Annotated in this window: 12 protein-coding genes and 1 other annotated feature; of the genes, 4 read left to right on the top strand and 8 right to left on the bottom strand. The window is 26.3% G+C overall.

Features of this window, described 5'->3' with window-relative positions; genetic code table 11:
• Window positions 1–87: 87 nt before the first annotated feature.
• A complete protein-coding gene (locus tag L3B98_RS19900) occupies window positions 88–1,338 on the bottom strand; it encodes an ATP-binding protein (RefSeq protein WP_015395131.1) in 1,251 nt (416 codons plus the stop codon).
• A 538-nt stretch (window positions 1,339–1,876) separates the two neighbouring features.
• Between L3B98_RS19900 and L3B98_RS19895 the strand changes: the two genes are divergently transcribed.
• Window positions 1,877–2,434, top strand: a complete 558-nt coding sequence (locus L3B98_RS19895; protein WP_238917971.1) for a class I SAM-dependent methyltransferase — start codon at window positions 1,877–1,879, stop codon at window positions 2,432–2,434.
• A 178-nt stretch (window positions 2,435–2,612) separates the two neighbouring features.
• Here the strand turns inward: L3B98_RS19895 and L3B98_RS19890 are convergent, their stop codons facing one another.
• The 3 genes from L3B98_RS19890 to L3B98_RS19880 all read right to left on the bottom strand — a co-directional run bounded on the left by L3B98_RS19890 (window position 2,613) and on the right by L3B98_RS19880 (window position 8,960).
• Window positions 2,613–3,092 (bottom strand): deoxyuridine 5'-triphosphate nucleotidohydrolase, encoded by a 480-nt coding sequence (locus tag L3B98_RS19890; protein ID WP_077366210.1) that lies wholly within the window; start codon window positions 3,090–3,092, stop codon window positions 2,613–2,615.
• 184 nt (window positions 3,093–3,276) lie between these two features.
• Window positions 3,277–3,606, bottom strand: a complete 330-nt coding sequence (locus L3B98_RS19885) for a prealbumin-like fold domain-containing protein (RefSeq protein ID WP_015395134.1) — start codon at window positions 3,604–3,606, stop codon at window positions 3,277–3,279.
• Window positions 3,607–3,695: 89 nt separating this feature from the next.
• Window positions 3,696–8,960, bottom strand: coding sequence for a diguanylate cyclase (locus L3B98_RS19880; protein WP_238917970.1), 5,265 nt, complete (start codon window positions 8,958–8,960; stop codon window positions 3,696–3,698).
• Window positions 8,961–9,122: 162 nt separating this feature from the next.
• On the opposite strand from L3B98_RS19880, the gene L3B98_RS19875 reads away from it, so the two are divergent.
• The gene (locus L3B98_RS19875) at window positions 9,123–9,842 is read left to right on the top strand and encodes a polysaccharide deacetylase family protein (protein ID WP_238917969.1); all 720 of its coding nucleotides are present in this window, start codon (window positions 9,123–9,125) and stop codon (window positions 9,840–9,842) included.
• 115 nt (window positions 9,843–9,957) lie between these two features.
• Here L3B98_RS19875 and L3B98_RS19870 read toward each other — a convergent pair whose 3' ends face one another.
• From L3B98_RS19870 to L3B98_RS19855, 4 genes are all read right to left on the bottom strand, one after another.
• Window positions 9,958–10,479: a tryptophan transporter gene (locus L3B98_RS19870; RefSeq protein ID WP_015395137.1), complete on the bottom strand. Its 522-nt coding sequence runs from the start codon at window positions 10,477–10,479 to the stop codon at window positions 9,958–9,960.
• A 139-nt stretch (window positions 10,480–10,618) separates the two neighbouring features.
• Window positions 10,619–10,853 (bottom strand) — a binding site (T-box leader).
• 45 nt (window positions 10,854–10,898) lie between these two features.
• Window positions 10,899–12,659 carry a bifunctional diguanylate cyclase/phosphodiesterase gene (locus tag L3B98_RS19865; protein ID WP_238917968.1) on the bottom strand — a complete coding sequence of 587 codons (1,761 nt, stop codon included), beginning with the start codon at window positions 12,657–12,659 and terminating at the stop codon, window positions 10,899–10,901.
• Between the two features lie 166 nt (window positions 12,660–12,825).
• A complete protein-coding gene (locus L3B98_RS19860) occupies window positions 12,826–13,014 on the bottom strand; it encodes a DUF4250 domain-containing protein (RefSeq protein WP_238917967.1) in 189 nt (62 codons plus the stop codon).
• A gap of 84 nt (window positions 13,015–13,098) precedes the next feature.
• Entirely contained in the window at window positions 13,099–13,965 is an 867-nt protein-coding gene (locus tag L3B98_RS19855) for an ATP-binding protein (protein WP_077366213.1), read from the bottom strand.
• Window positions 13,966–14,340: 375 nt separating this feature from the next.
• Here L3B98_RS19855 and L3B98_RS19850 point away from each other — a divergent pair, with 375 nt between their 5' ends.
• Both L3B98_RS19850 and L3B98_RS19845 read left to right on the top strand, forming a co-directional pair.
• On the top strand, window positions 14,341–14,934 hold the full coding sequence (locus L3B98_RS19850; RefSeq protein WP_238917966.1) for an ECF transporter S component: 594 nt from the start codon (window positions 14,341–14,343) through the stop codon (window positions 14,932–14,934).
• A 228-nt stretch (window positions 14,935–15,162) separates the two neighbouring features.
• Window positions 15,163–16,131, top strand: a complete 969-nt coding sequence (locus L3B98_RS19845) for a P1 family peptidase (protein ID WP_238917965.1) — start codon at window positions 15,163–15,165, stop codon at window positions 16,129–16,131.
• Window positions 16,132–16,212 lie beyond the last annotated feature (81 nt).

The following is a 16,212-nucleotide window of genomic DNA, read 5'->3' as shown; positions in this document are numbered from 1 at the left end:
CAGCGAAAATTTCACTAGTCCTGTGGAAGATAAATGTATCTGATTTCGGTAATTGTTGCATAAGTCTAATTTTCCATTTGGATATCTTTATTGAATTGGCAAAATTATTTTAAACTCAGTAACCGTTTCATTACTTCTAACTTTTATTTTTCCATTATTCTTTTTAACTAAATCGCTTGCTATACTTAACCCATATCCATGATTTTTATCACTATTTTCTTTGGTTGTAAAACCAATGTTAAAAATATTTCTCAAATGATGCTCTGGTATTTTAGGTCCATTGTTTTCAATTTTTATTATCACATTTCCTAAATATTCATAGCTTTTTGCAATTATAAGCCCTTTCCCATTCAAAGCTTTAACTGCATTGTTCACTATATTAGATACAACCCTAAAAAGATCTAACTCATTCATATTTATTAATGAAAAATCACACTTATCTTCTATTATTACATGTATTCCTTTATCTATAGCAGGTCTTAATGCAGCTGCTAACAAAGACTTTTCATTATTAGTCACAGTTACAGCCGTAGGTGTAGCATCATTATTACTTATAATATCTTTTAAAGATTTTTTCAAATCATCAAAACGCTTCATAAGACAAAGTCCATATAAGTATGAGATTTGTGCACCATAATCATGCTTAATTTTCCTAAGTTCATTATTTTTAATTTCTAAATGTTCATTTAACTGATATATTTGCTCTGACTTTTTTTTAATTCTTCCAAAATAAGCTATAATGACCATACAAAATATTGAAAATAATATGTATACAATGTTTTGTAAAAACAAGTTCTCGACATTCATTGATAATACATAAGACATTAATATACAATCCATAAAATAACTTATTATTAAAAATATATTGGAGAATTTTTCATGCAAAATATAGTTATGAATTTGTTTTAAGTTATCTTTATACTTCTTTATTCCAAATATCATTAATATTAGTGGAATAATCTGAACTAGTATCTTCTCATAATAAATATATTTTATAGGTAAACTCCCTATCATATCTTCAAAAATCAAATTGCTAAATATAATAGTATATATTCCAAATATAATATAGATCATGCTATGTGCTGCCACAGCCTTTTTTATATTATTTTTATAAACCCCAATAGTCGTAAGTAATGTTAGCGTGTGAATTATAAGTATATTTAATGCTGAATCTAAGACAACGAATTTATTAATGACTTGTCCTATAATAAAATACAATATCACCAAAAAAATTATTTTTATATAATTTTTTGATTTCTCCATACAATGGAATACTGCATAAGACAATATAATTGCTTGTAATACCTCTGTAATCATATTTATAATAACCAATGTCAATTTGCCCCCTCCTAACTTGGTTATAAATATACTCTTCTATCAATTTTTCTTAGTATATATTCCATTTTTATTAATTGTTATTTTTTTCTATTAGCTAACATACTCTTATTGCTTTTTGGCGAAATATATTTTACCATTTTTCTCTCTCTTTTATATATATTTGTCAACTTACATATTATATTCTAATCTTCAATTTGTTAATTTTCAACATTTTTTTTACTATTCAGTATTTTTTAGCCCGATTTTTTTTACAATTAAAAAATCCAAAATATATTTGAAATTAATTTCAAATTATATTTATATATAATATTTTTCAACAAAAATTACGTTTTATTTTTCAAAAATGTATGTAAATTATTAAACTCTTTTCAATGATAGAGATAAATTATAAAATTAATTATTTATAGTATGAACTTATTGTTATGAACGTTGAACAATGATATCATAACATTGTTCAATAATTGAACTTAAATTTCAAAATTATTACTGAGTTTTCAATACTTATAAATTATTTTTTTAAATTTAGGAGGGAAAAATTATGGAAGATATGACTTACTGGAAAGAAGTTTGGGAAAGAAAAGGTAACAGCAATACTAGTTGTTTAGAAGAATTAGATGGTTATGAAGATACTACAGCTAACGTAAAAGAAATTGCTGCTCAAATTGTTAAAGAATTGGATATAAAAGAGACTGACAGGGTACTAGAAGTAGCTTGTGGTGCTGGTGGACTAGCTCAATATATAAATTGTGGTGAATATGTTGGTGTAGATTATTCTACTTCACTTGTAAAAAAACATATCCAATTTCTAAATAATTCTGTTTTACATGGAGAAGCAAACGACTTAATTTTCAAGGACAAAACTTTTGATAAAGTATTCTGCTTTGGTGCATTTCACTATTTTCCAAATCAAGAATATGCAATGCAGGCAATTAATGAATTAAAAAGAATTGCAAAAGAAGCTGTATTTATTGGCGATTTGCCTGTAACTTCTCATAGAGAGGAACATCTACTTTATAATAAGAAAGATTTTGAAGATTGGAACATCACAGATGGATATTATAATCCATGCAGATTTAACGTTTCTCTAAAATTATAACTAAGCAACATAGTATTCAAAGTATATACACCTATTTTAAAAATATTATTACAAGAAAGCACAGATGGAAGGAAGTTTTTCACTTTCTCCAAATTTTATTTGGATATGTTAAAGCTTAGCCACCTTCCATCAGATGTTTATTTTTAAACTCTAAAAAGCTCAAAAATTTTATAATATGCTATTTTACTCCTGTAGTACCAAAGCCACCACGATCAGAATTTCCAAAGGCATCTACTTCTTCAAATTCTATTTCTGGCATCACTTCCATTATTCTAAATTGTCCTATCTTATCTCCTTTTTTTATCCAAGTTCCATCACACTCTACTTCGCTTGAAGATTCATCCAAACATTTTTCTGAAGCTTTGCCTTGTAGACAATATATAGGCATATGCCATTCATCATTATCTCCTATATATGTATCATCTACTACACCTACAGAATTTGTTTGAATAATTCCCCAAGTTTTAAACGTCGAGCTCCTAGGAGCAATGTGCGCTTCCCATCCCTTTGGTAATTCTAATGCAAAGCCAAGCGGAATCATAGCTCTTTCTCCAACCCTAACAAATACATCCTTATTGGCATAAACATCTATCCAATTACCTTTTTGTATTTTTATTAATTTAGTTGCACCTTTAAAATATTTAATTCTAATTTTCATATAAACTGTCTTCCATTCTATTTTAATTATTGTTTAAACTGATAATATTTATGATTATAGCTTAAATTAAATATAAAAATCTACTACTTTTAATAAATATATATGTTCAATTTTCATTTGCCAATTATCAATGTTCAGTATCAGTCAACAATTATCAATTAATGCTTGAACTTATATATAATCTTTACTTTGCGGAATTACTCTTAATTTTATTAACTATCATTATTTTTTGACTTTTATTAGTACTATCAATTATTATTTCATTCCAATTTATATACTTAGGTTTCTCGTAATGATTTTTGTCTATAATCTCTATCACCCTATAGCACCCATCTTCAACTTCTGAAAAAACAACTTGGCCATTTTTATCTGTTACCATGGATTTAATTAAAATCGGAGACAAACCATTAATCCTGTATAAATTGATTTTTACACCTTCCAAATAATTCTGTTCTTCATAATCCAAAGTTGCTACTACTACAATCTCGCTATCATTAGAAACTATATCCTCCATAAAAAGCTCCTCAAACTATTCCTTCTATATTCTATAATATGTTTTTAGCTATTTATGTGTGATTATCATTACATATCTTTATTCTTCACTTAAAAAATTGAAACACCAACTTCAGATAGGAAAGTTAACAAATTATAATCACTACAACTAAATTCTTTTTTGTTTACAGATACCGAAAGATATATTACTGAAAGAATTTCTCCGTTACATATAACTGGAACTACACAGACAGATTTCCAATCTGGAATACCATGGTAAGTATAATTATCCATGTTAACCCAGTCTATTAAGAATACTCCATTTCCATCCTCAATAACTTTGTATATGAGTTTAAAATTAAATTTTTCGTCTGCATCAACATTTTCATCATTTCTTGATTTACTATACATATTTGTTATTTTATTATGGTTGATACAAAATACTGTAGCTGAATCACATTCAATAATTTCCATAACTTTTGAAATAAATTTATTTATTTTAACTTCTTTATCTTCTTTAACTTTAACTATGTTTGCTATATCCTTAAGAATCACTGCTAAATGGTAATCTTTTGCTGCATTACCTGACATAACACCTGTTAATTCATTATTAATATTATTCTTTACTCCATAATTTTTTTTCCAAAGAATAACTCTATTTTTCCCTTCGTGTTTTGCTTGATATAATGCTTGATCAGCTCTTTCTATAATCTCTTCGCAATTTATATCTTCATTTGCGCTCATTGCTATTCCAATACTTATTGTGACATTTCTTTTATCTCCTAAAATCTTTGCAACTTCCACAGTATTTCTAATTTTTTCTGCAATGCTAATAGCTTTTTCTTTATTAACATTTGGTAATAATAATATAAATTCTTCCCCTCCATATCTTCCAATTACATCTTTTTTATCCATGCACTTTTTAACTTCTTTTATTAATTTAATTAATACCTCATCACCTGTTTGATGACCATACTTATCATTTATTCCCTTAAAATCATCAATATCAAACATAATAACAGCTAGTTCACTTTTCTCACTTCTAGCATCTTCTAATAAAAAAATCAATGCTTCCTCAAAATACTTTCTGTTATATGTGCCTGTGAGCTTATCTAAAGTTGAAGTTATAGTAAGATTATGTTTTTCTAATAAATAAATCAAAAATGGTTTTAGTTCTTGAATAATTTCTACAGATCTAGGGTTAATATTATTAATTGCATTATTAGTAGTCAAAATTAACCTTGCATTAATTTCTGAATTACTATTAATATGCTTCTCAGTATTTCTAATTTTCATATAAAGAAAAGCTTTTATTCTACTCTTCAAAATTTCATTGTCAAATTGATAAAGCTTAATATCATTATTAGAAATTATAAAAATATCATCTTCTGAATCAATATTTACAGAAATATATCTATTTATCTCATCTTCCTCATTAACTCTATATGTGCAAATAACATTATTCATATTTTCATTATTTTCTGTCACAATCATTGCCTTATCAGCTAATGTTACTCTTGCCATATATTTAAGTACATTTTTTATATTACTGATAGTATCACTTGAAAATTGCTGAAATACTTTAAATACGTCATTTAGATCATTATAATAACTTTTTTCATATAGTTCTTCAGCTAACTTAAATACTGCTTCATTACTTAATATATTACTTATTTCTAATTCATTTAATATTTCAACTGCTGCTTTGCCTTTGTTAACTTCCTTAAACTCCTTAAACTTATTTTTCAAACCTAAATTCATATTCAAGCATTCTAAAAATAAGCGACGAGTCTTTAGAAAATTACTTTTATTTATATATGATAATTTATCACTTTTAGGTAAAGAATTAATTGAGTTAATATATCCTGTTATAGCTTCATAATAGTAATTCATTGCTAATAGATAACAATTAAGTTCATTATATTTTTCTCCAATTACAGAAAATAAATCTGCTTTTATTTCTTCATTGTTAATATATGAACATATCCTTAGACCTTTATTTATTAAATAATTATAAAAATTCTTATTTTTAAAATTAAGTTCTAAAAATATATATAGCCCTTCTATATTATAATCTTTAGGGTAATTATCTATTTCAAAAAATAACTTTTTGGCAAACTCTATATATCCTAAGGAAAAAATTCGTTTTATTGTTCTTACCCTTATTTCAATTTCTAATTCCGAATTCCCTAAGTTATTAATTTTATCATTTAATTTCTCATACAAAAATTTGATACTTCTTTCATTTTTGCACTTGTACAACATAATTTCATAGCATTCACAGATCATAACTTTATTCTGCTGATTTTTAAGATTACATATTTGTTTATATATTTCTTTTAAATATTTATATGAAGCATCATAATTACAAATCATAGAATTATACAAGGCATAAGTATAATTAGCTCTTATAATATCTTCTCCTAAAAGTTTCAATCCCTTCTGCATTTGCCTTGTTAGCCTATAGTATTTTACAGCTAAATTTATTTTCCCTGATTTTATATATACTAAACAAAGCCTATTACAAATGCTAAATGAATATGAGTAAATTTCCTCTTCTCTTTCTCTCCTTAATGCTTTTAATAAATATTCCTCTGCCTGCTCATATTTCTTTTCTTCCGCATATATTTCAGAAATATAAATTAAACTTAATATTTCCTTCTTATAACTTTTAAATTTATTACTTAATTTTGATATCTCCAAGTATTGCTTAAAAACCTCTTCATTAGGATATCCTTCTTCCTTGCAAATAGTGGTATAATACAATTTACTATACAATTGACCATTAATATTACTATTATAAATAAATATTTCATTTGCTTGTATACAAATTTCTTTTGCCTTAGCAAAATCTCCTTCTCTAATTTTAACTGTCACAAGAGTAAGTGTGATCCATCCATATACATCTTCTTTTATTTTGTTTTCCTTACATATAAATAAGGCTTTTTCTACATTACTTACTACTTTTAGAGTGTTATTTTCCAACCTATATTTTAAAGCAAGTGCAAAATAGTAATATACTTCTCCTTTTGCATAGAACTTTAAATTAAGTAACCTTCTTATACATTTTAAAGAATAATCTATACTTGTATCCATATCAGTAATATTATTTATTTTTATTATTATCATTTCAAGTAATGTATAGATTTGATCTTCCATTTCATCATTTTCTATTGCAAACTGATTTGCTTTATCTAAATACTCGAAACTTTTTATATGGTCTGAATTTTTTTCATAGAGCATTGCAATATTTATTGCTATCTTAGTATTATTGATAGAATTAGGATATTTTAAAATTTTTTTATAGTATGAAATAGCCTTCAAATGATCTCCTGATACCTCTAATGCTTTAGCATATTTTACTGCATAAAAGTATGCTTTTTCAAAATTATTACTTCTTTCTAAGTGTATTAAAAGTTCTTCAATATAATAATCTGTATTGAATAAAATCTTTTCAAGAAATACAGATGCATTTTTATGCATTTCTATTTTCTGATCTTCTTCTAATTTTAAATATAATATATTCCTTAACAAATTATTTGAAAACCCCACAAGTATCCCTTGATCGCTTATCTTATCTATAAAAAATCTTTTAAATTTTAGAAATCTATATATATTTATTTGATTTTGCTCTGTAATTATATTTTCAAGTATTATCTTTTCACATAAAGGATTTTCAAATATTGATAATTTCTTCAAAATATCAATTTCCGCTTCATTCAGTATTGAAATATTCTCTTCTAGTTTTTGTTCTAAATACTTTGGTATTAGTATATCATTAACACTTACATTAATTTCCCATCTCCCAAGTGTTTCATCAAAATACAAATTATGATTATCATAAAGTTCTTTTATTACTCCACTAATGTATTGTGGATTACCAAGTGTTTCTGAGTATACCTTTGTCTCCAATTTACTAAATTCCTGATTAGTATTCAACATTCCTTTAATCATTTTAGTTGTGTCATATTGATTAAAATAGTTTATTTTATATTCTTCATATTCTCCCAATTCTCTTAATTCTTTAATATAATCTAAAAACTTTTTATCACTTCTACTCTCATTCATAGAAAAAAGTATAATAACATTTTGCAAATTATTTTCTAATAAAGTAATATACCTAATAAGTAATTTAAAAACATCATCTTTTTGATCTAAATCATCTATCAATACTATAAGAGGCTTTGTCATTGTATATTCATAAATAAATCTTCCAATTCTATTTATTAATTGCAATGTCTGCCTATTTTCTTTATTTGTTGTTTCTGTTTCTGATAAAATTGATATAAATTTTTTAATGTAAACTTCATATTTATCCTTTAAAGTAGTATCACTTTTACTTAATAAATTATTTAACAGATTATTATATAATTCTTCTTTACTTATACTTGAATTATTTATATTTTCAATATATATTGCATCAATAAAATATTTGTTTTCAATCCTATACTTAATTTCCCTTAAAAATCTACTTTTTCCACTTCCATCTTCACCATTAAAAGATATAATTTTATTATTTTCTTTTCTCATTAATACTCTTTGTAGATTTTTTTCTATAATTTTGATTTCTTCTTCCATTCCTATTAAATCTAAATTAGTATTAATAGTATTTAAGGCATCTTTTACAAAGAAGCTGTAATTTGTCTTCATTTTATTGTTAATATCATTCATTATATATTTTATATCAAAGGCTATATTTATTTGATTATTAAGGGTTTGTATATATTTTAACTCCCTCAATTCATTTTCAAAATCCTCTTCTGAAAATATAGCATTGAATAAATTTATAACTTGTATAGTATTATTTTTCTCTAAACTTTTCTTATTATTTTTATCAACATTATATTTATAGGGAAAATAATTAATTAAATTAAATTTTTTCAATTCATTTTGCAATAAATTTTTAATCTTAATTTTAACGTTATTATTTGGAATAGGGATTAATTTTATATCTTTTAATGTAATATCATCAAATATATAACCTTTCATATTCAACGTATTAATAGCCGAACATATTTCCATGAATATATTTAACTTTTCTCTAGTATTACATTTTCTAATATAATTTTGTGTATCTATTTTTGTTCGTATATTCTCCATTAAATATCCATATTGAGGTTTATCTAATTTTATACCATTCATACCATAAATTATTTCAACTTTAATAACATTGGTAACATTTTCAAAATTCAATTTTTTTATAGTTTCAAATTTACTTAATAAATAGTCTCTTGTTTTTTCATATGTAAAGTCATTTTTCAAAACACATAAAACATAGTTTTCATTCTTCTCTAAATGACTTACTATATAATTAGAAAAGTTCTCCTCTGAAGGCAATTCATCTTCAATTAGATACTTATTGTTTATCGTTCTCATTATATTCCCATCCCTTTTCTTAATAACTATCAACTATGCATAACCAAACATAGTATACCATATTTTTACATGGCACTAAAGTATATTCTATCAGTATAATATTAATTTAATTTTCGGGAACACTACTAATAGAAAAAACATTTATAGGAAAGTGATGATCACATGAATTTATCAAATTATCTAAAAAAATTTATTTCATTTACTCTAATTCTAATATTTATAATCAGTTATCAAAACATAACTGTTTCAAAGGTTTATGCTACTGAGAAAAAAGTAATTTATTTAACTTTTGATGATGGCCCTGCTGGAAAAGTAACAAAAGACACTTTAAATATATTAAAAGAAGAGTCTGTACCTGCAACCTTCTTTCTAATAGGAGAACAAATTAAAGGTCAAGAAGATTTAATCAAAAGAATTTATTCTGAAGGCCATGCGCTAGGGCTTCACAGTATGAGCCATAACCGTAACCACCTTTACAGGTCAAATGATTTATTTCTAAAGGAAATGCTTGATACTCAAGATGTAATAAATTCTATAGTTGGACTAAAACCTCAAATAGTGAGATTTCCTTTTGGTTGTAACAACAATTGTTATAAAATTTCACAATCTATGGTTGATTTATTACATAAAAATAATTTAAAGATATATGATTGGAATACTGATAGTGGTGATGGAGCGCATCCAAGTGCTAATCCTAATTTGTTTATTAAAAATTCTAAAAGTGATAAAGACACTGTAGTATTATTAATGCATTGTGCTTATATGAGTAAAAATTCTGTAAAAGCATTGCCAACTATAATTAAATACTATAAAGATAATGGTTATGAATTTAAGAAAATTGATGAAAACACACCAGAAGTGTATCATATCATGAAAAAGTAACTTATTACTATAATCTATTTTAACTTGCACTTAAAATTAAAAAGGTGAATCGAGTTATTATTACCCAATTCACCTTTTCATCTAAATCACATAAATATTTATTCTATATTCTTTTCTATTTAATAGCATAAGCTCCAGTAACTCCAACAGTTCTATCAACAATCTTAAACAATACAACACCAATTATTACATTCAATACTGCTGTAGTAACAACAACAGTTATAAATAAAGTTCCAAACTGGCTCATTGGTAATCCTCCAAGAACCATTAATAATGATAAAAATACTGTACCACTAATCAAAGTACCAACCGGTAATAATATGCTTATTTGAGTTAACTTATTAAATCTTTCTCTTAATGGAATTAACATTAGGTACACAATATTAGAAGTTATTAATTTATCTAATATATTTGGTAACTGTCCACCTGGCGTTTTAGTAGTTAATGCAGCAAATACCCCAACTATAATACCACATACTAAAGTAGTTTTATAATCCTTATTATATACTATTATAATAAATAACATAGCTAAAGATAAATCAGGTTGCATTGGTACTCCTAATAAAGGAGTAAGTTGATGTAAGATTGCACCTACTGCTATTAAAATTGCATTTGTAACCATTTTTCTTGTATTCATTTTAAAAATCCCCTTTTCATTATATTTTGCTTATTTCCGAATTTCATCTATATAATTATTCTATTAAAATTATTTCCTTTCACAACATACTAATCACACCCCACATATAAATGAATATAAAAAAACTCCGTCCTATAATTAATAGGACGGAGATTATCCGCGTTGCCACCTAGATTGCATAAAAATGCCTCTCAATTCAGATACAAACATATCCTATTCGCTATAACGTGCGACACACGACTTAACTACTCTCAAATTGATTTCATCTCGCTCCTCAAAGGCCCATTCATCACAAACTACCGTACTGAAATCTCACCATCTTCAGCTCTCTTTAACATTGCTTTATGATTACTATCCCTTTTCTTCGGATTTAATACTTTCTTATATAATATATTCATATTATAATTTTGTCAATACATTTATGAAATTTCTTTCCCAATTATATTTATTATCTGATTAAACATTCTGGGTTTGCTAAAATAATATCCTTGAACAACATCACATAATATTGCTCTTAAATATTCAACCTGTCCTTTATCTTCAACACCTTCTGCCACAACTTCTATACCTAATTGATGTGACAAGTTAATTATATTTTCAACTATACATTTACTTTTAGGATTATCCATAAGATCAATTACAAAACTTCTATCAATTTTCAGCACATCTATCGGTAACTTAGTTAAGTAATTCAAAGAAGAATATCCAGTTCCAAAATCATCTAGTGCTATACTTACGCCTAGCTTTCTAATCTCTTCCAAGATTTCTACATTTTTATTAAAAGATTTCATAAGTACACTTTCTGTAATTTCTACTTCAATGTATTTTGGGTTAATTCTATATTTCTTAATTAAATTTTTAAACTCTGACACAACTACATCTTCTCTAAGCTGCATTTCTGATAAATTAACTGCAATTTTGAAATTATCATTACCTTCATTCAAAAGATATTTGATTTTTTTAAAGACTTCCTCCAAAACAAAACTTCCAATAGGAATTATCATTTTTGAATTTTCTGCAATAGGAATAAATTCTACTGGACTTACCAATCCAAATTCTGCACTCTCCCATCTTGCTAATGCCTCGAAGCCATTTACTTTAGAATCGTCCAAGGCCACCTTAGGTTGGAACATAACATAAAACTCATTATTTTGTAATGCGGTTCTCAAACCCTTTTGTAAGCTATATATTCTATTTAATTCAATTGAAATATTATGATCAAAAAAATTGCATTCATTTTTCCCATTCTTTTTAGCTTCATACATCGCTGCATCAGCATTTTTAAGCAATGTATTATAATCTATACCATGATCTGGTGATAGAGAGACTCCAATACTTGCAGTTAAATAAATCTTCTTTTCTTGCACAACATTAGGATTTTCCAAGGATTTAGCTATAACATCACATAGCTCTAATACTTCTTGAATGTCTACTATATTTGACTTAAAAATTAAAAATGTATCTCCACTATATCTTGACATCAATATTTCTCCATCAATTGCTGCCAATAAATTATAACTAACTTCTTTTAAAAGCAAATCCCCAAAATCATGTCCAAAAGAATCATTTACATATTTAAAGTTATCTAAATTCACAACTATCATTGCTGTTCTTGTATTATTTTCAATACTCTTTTCCAATATACCTGACACAATATCTTTAAATAAATATCTGTTAGGTAAGCCTGTTATTCTATCAGCTTGAATAATTGAACTTATTCTATTATTTAAAACAGATTCCTTCCAACATTCCATAAATGAATTTACGTCATTAAACCAATTGTTTTTATCCTTTGAATAATAGATTGTCCCTATCAAATAATATTTGAAGTTATTTTTAATTATTCTACCGATAATAATAAATTCAACATTTCCTTCACAACTTTTATATTTGTGTACTTGTTGAATTTGTTCTCTGTTTTCATAAGTTTTCTCTAGATCTTGAGTAAAGAAATTTAAAACATTTTCTTTATCATCTTCATTAATATACTTTAATAGCTGCTCTAATTCATAATTCTCAATATCAAATTCATATATAATATCAACTATTTTCTCATCAACTATTAACTTAGCTTCTGATGGATCCCAAATGATATTTATCCCCGAATCGCTATCAAGATTAATAATATTACTATAATTTAACTCAAGTTCTGTCATAATCATATCAATACAATCCTTCACACTATCATTAATTTAAACTATTATTTTTCCTTTGTGTTTTTGTCTTTTTTATCATTTACCATTGATGCAATAAATGCTGCTGTTGCTGCCATAACAGTTATTAATTTTCCTGTCTTTTTTAAATTCATATAGCATGCTCCTCCTAAATATGTACTAAAAATCCAAACTATTTAAACTGATTTTCGCCTTCAACATAAAAGTATCCAATATTTCCTAATTTTCTTTTTATATCTTCCTCAATAATGTCTAAATCATCGCAAAGTAAATTCAAAGAAGAATATTGATCTCGTAACTTCATATTTATTATACTTAATAGTATATTAGAATCCATACTGACTATAGAATCTCTTGTCATCTTTCCTTCATCCTTTTTACATAATTGTTAAAAATATCATAACATATTTTCCCATATTAATAAATACACTAGTATACATTTAATTTATTCTTCATCATAAAAGTCTAAATAAGAGTATTTATTTTCACCTTTTTGCCACCCTAAAATTGAATCCATACTAACATTTTCTGCTGCCCTAAATATTGATTTTTCTACTCCATCAAAATTTTTCTTCAGTTCTTTAATCAAATCTTTTATCTCATATCTTTTATTACCTATTCTTTCAGCTGCAACCATACACGCACAATTTAATGGCCATATACCACTATTGTTTATAAATTTCTTTATGTAATCTTCCTCTATATAATACATAGGTCTAATTAATTCTAAATTTTCAAAATTCTTTGCTTTTAATTTTGGTAGCATTGTTTTAAAATTTCCTGAATAAAGTATATTTAACATTGTTGTTTCAATCACATCATTATAATGGTGACCTAAAGCAAGTTTATTACATCCAAATTCTTGTGCCTTTGCATAAAGTGATCCTCGTCTCATTCTTGCACATAAATAGCATGGATAATCCTTCGCCATTTTATCAACCACATCAAAAATACCTGACTCATATATATGTATAGGAATATTTAAGTGTTCACAATTTTCTATTAATAATTTCTTTATATCAGGATGATATCCTGGATCCATAGCCAAAAAGACAATTTCAAAATTCACCTGACCATGCCTCTGTAGTTCCTGAAATAATTTTGCCATTAACATACTATCTTTCCCACCAGATATACCTATAGCAATTTTATCTCCTTCTTCAATTAATTTATAATCTTTAACTGCTCGAATAAATTTTGCCCATATGTGTTTTCTATAAGTTTTAAGGATACTTCTTTCAATATCTTTTAATGGCTTTTTTTCTCCTTCTGGGATAATTCTTGGACAGCCTTTCCCTGCAATTGTACTCATTATTTTAGTTCTCCTTATTATATAAATAGTATTACAATAGTATATACTATTTATGTATATTTATCTTTCTTTAATGAGTTTATAATGAACATTTATAATTTACAAGTACTTTTGCTATTAATTTTACTTTTTAGAAATCTTTTTTATATTTTTATCCAGATATTATCTATGTAATTGATATTATTAACACTATTAATAATATTATCCATGAATATTTTAATAATTTTGGCTCTATAAAGGAAAACTTTTATTGAACTTTTTTTTAAAAGTGGTAAAATACTATTTGTCGGTATTCTATTTGAAACTGAACGGAAATTCGTATTTGATTTTTCCGAATTATATCCACAGAACGGAATAAGAACGGAGGTATTTTTTATGGAAAGAATTAATGTAAAACCCAAACTATCGGTTAGACAGATAACTATGATTGGTATGTTATCTGCAATTTCTATTTTCTTAGGAGTAACAGGCTTAGGTTTTATTCCTATCCCACCTGTAAAAGCTACAATTATGCACATTCCAGTGATAATTGGTGCAATTGTTGAAGGCCCAGTAGTAGGTGCCTTTGTTGGATTAGTTTTTGGATTATTTTCAATGTATCAAGAGCTCACTACAATGCTACCAACAGGATTTATGTTTTTAAATCCCATAATTGCAATAGTACCAAGAATTTTAATTGGAATTTCAGCATATTATATTTACGTTTTCTTTAAAAATAAATTTAATAAACCTGGTATTAGTATTGGAATAGCATCTTTATGTGCAACTTTAGTTAATACGATTGGTGTTCTAGGCTTAACTTACATTATATATGCTGAGAGATTTGCGAATGTTATTGGAGTTGATCCTAGTACAATAGGTTATGTGATTTTATTTACAATTGGAATTCCAAACGGAATACCAGAAGCTATAGTAAGTATGTTGTTATGTATTCCTATTATACTTACGGTTTTAAAAATAAAAAAATAATGTAATAAAATTTATTATTATGATAATGGCCAGTGATTATAAAGCATTTTATTATCCTTGGTCATTTATTTATATATTTTTATATTTATATACTGCAAAAAGAATTGTCCAAAATTCAAAGAGTTTCAAAGGAACTCAGCCTTCATTGATCCTTGCATATTAAAAATTTATAATTACAATATATATTGGTATCGTTCATATTTTGATAATTAAAGGAGTTTTATACTTATGAAAGAAATTAAATTTTGTGATATAGATGGAATAAAACTTGGTCATGCTGAAAATAAAGAAGGTGGAACTGGCTGCTCAGTAGTTATATGTGAACAAGGAGCAACAGGAGGTGTTGACGTTCGTGGAGGAGCCCCTGGTACTCGAGAAACTGATTTATTAAATCCGATGGAAATGGTCGATAAAATCCATGCTGTAGTCTTATCTGGCGGAAGTGCTTTTGGACTAGATGCCTCAGGTGGAGTAATGCAATATTTAGAAGGTAATGATATCGGATTTGATGTAACAGTTGCCAAAGTTCCAATTGTATGTCAAGCGGTATTATTTGATTTAAGTTTTGGTGATCCTAAAGTAAGACCAGATAAAGAAATGGGCTTCAAAGCATGCTTAAACTCAGAAAATTGTAAGGATGATATAAATGGAAATATTGGTGCTGGATATGGTGCTACAGTTGGTAAATTTCTTGGTACAGACTATTCCATGAAGGGTGGACTAGGCACCTATGCAATAAAAGTTGGTAACCTTGAAGTTGGTGCCATCGTTGCTGTAAATTGTCTTGGTGATGTAATTGATCCTTCAAACTTAAATATAATTGCTGGCGCATATGATCATGAAAATAATGAATTTCTAAATACTGAAAGATTAATAATAGAAAATCTCGAAAATCCTAAAAATCCTTTTAAAGGAAATACAACAATAGGCATTATAGTAACTAATGCAAATTTTACAAAAGCTGAAGCAAACAAAGTAGCTTCTATGGCTCACAATGGCTATGGAAGAACTATGCGACCAGCTCATACAATGTTTGATGGAGATACAATCTTCACAATGTCTACAAATAAAGTTACTGCAGATGTTACAACTGTAGGAATGTTGGCTGCAACTGTTATGGAAAAAGCTATTATACGTGGTGTTAAATCTGCACAAGGATTATTTAACATTCCTAGTTGCTCAGATATAAACAAATAGAAATTATAAATTAATGAATTGTAAAAAGGTAGCTTAAGTAATTATGCTGCCTTTTATTATTTATTAATACTCAACTATTCA

Origin of the sequence: Clostridium sp. YIM B02555 (assembly GCF_022320955.1) — a bacterium.
GTDB lineage: Bacteria > Bacillota > Clostridia > Clostridiales > Clostridiaceae > Clostridium > Clostridium saccharoperbutylacetonicum.
The sequence above is the reverse complement of the archived record's forward strand: the minus strand, read 5'-3'. Positions and strand labels throughout refer to the sequence as shown.

Bases quoted from the DNA above. Each gene is read 5' to 3' on its own strand.
- L3B98_RS19895 (WP_238917971.1), top strand. From the start codon at position 1,877: ATGGAAGATATGACTTACTGGAAAGAAGTTTGGGAAAGAAAAGGTAAC.
- L3B98_RS19890 (WP_077366210.1), bottom strand. From the start codon at position 3,092: ATGAAAATTAGAATTAAATATTTTAAAGGTGCAACTAAATTAATAAAA.
- L3B98_RS19885 (WP_015395134.1), bottom strand. From the start codon at position 3,606: ATGGAGGATATAGTTTCTAATGATAGCGAGATTGTAGTAGTAGCAACT.
- L3B98_RS19880 (WP_238917970.1), bottom strand. From the start codon at position 8,960: ATGAGAACGATAAACAATAAGTATCTAATTGAAGATGAATTGCCTTCA.
- L3B98_RS19875 (WP_238917969.1), top strand. From the start codon at position 9,123: ATGAATTTATCAAATTATCTAAAAAAATTTATTTCATTTACTCTAATT.
- L3B98_RS19870 (WP_015395137.1), bottom strand. From the start codon at position 10,479: ATGAATACAAGAAAAATGGTTACAAATGCAATTTTAATAGCAGTAGGT.
- L3B98_RS19860 (WP_238917967.1), bottom strand. From the start codon at position 13,014: ATGACAAGAGATTCTATAGTCAGTATGGATTCTAATATACTATTAAGT.
- L3B98_RS19855 (WP_077366213.1), bottom strand. From the start codon at position 13,965: ATGAGTACAATTGCAGGGAAAGGCTGTCCAAGAATTATCCCAGAAGGA.
- L3B98_RS19850 (WP_238917966.1), top strand. From the start codon at position 14,341: ATGGAAAGAATTAATGTAAAACCCAAACTATCGGTTAGACAGATAACT.
- L3B98_RS19845 (WP_238917965.1), top strand. From the start codon at position 15,163: ATGAAAGAAATTAAATTTTGTGATATAGATGGAATAAAACTTGGTCAT.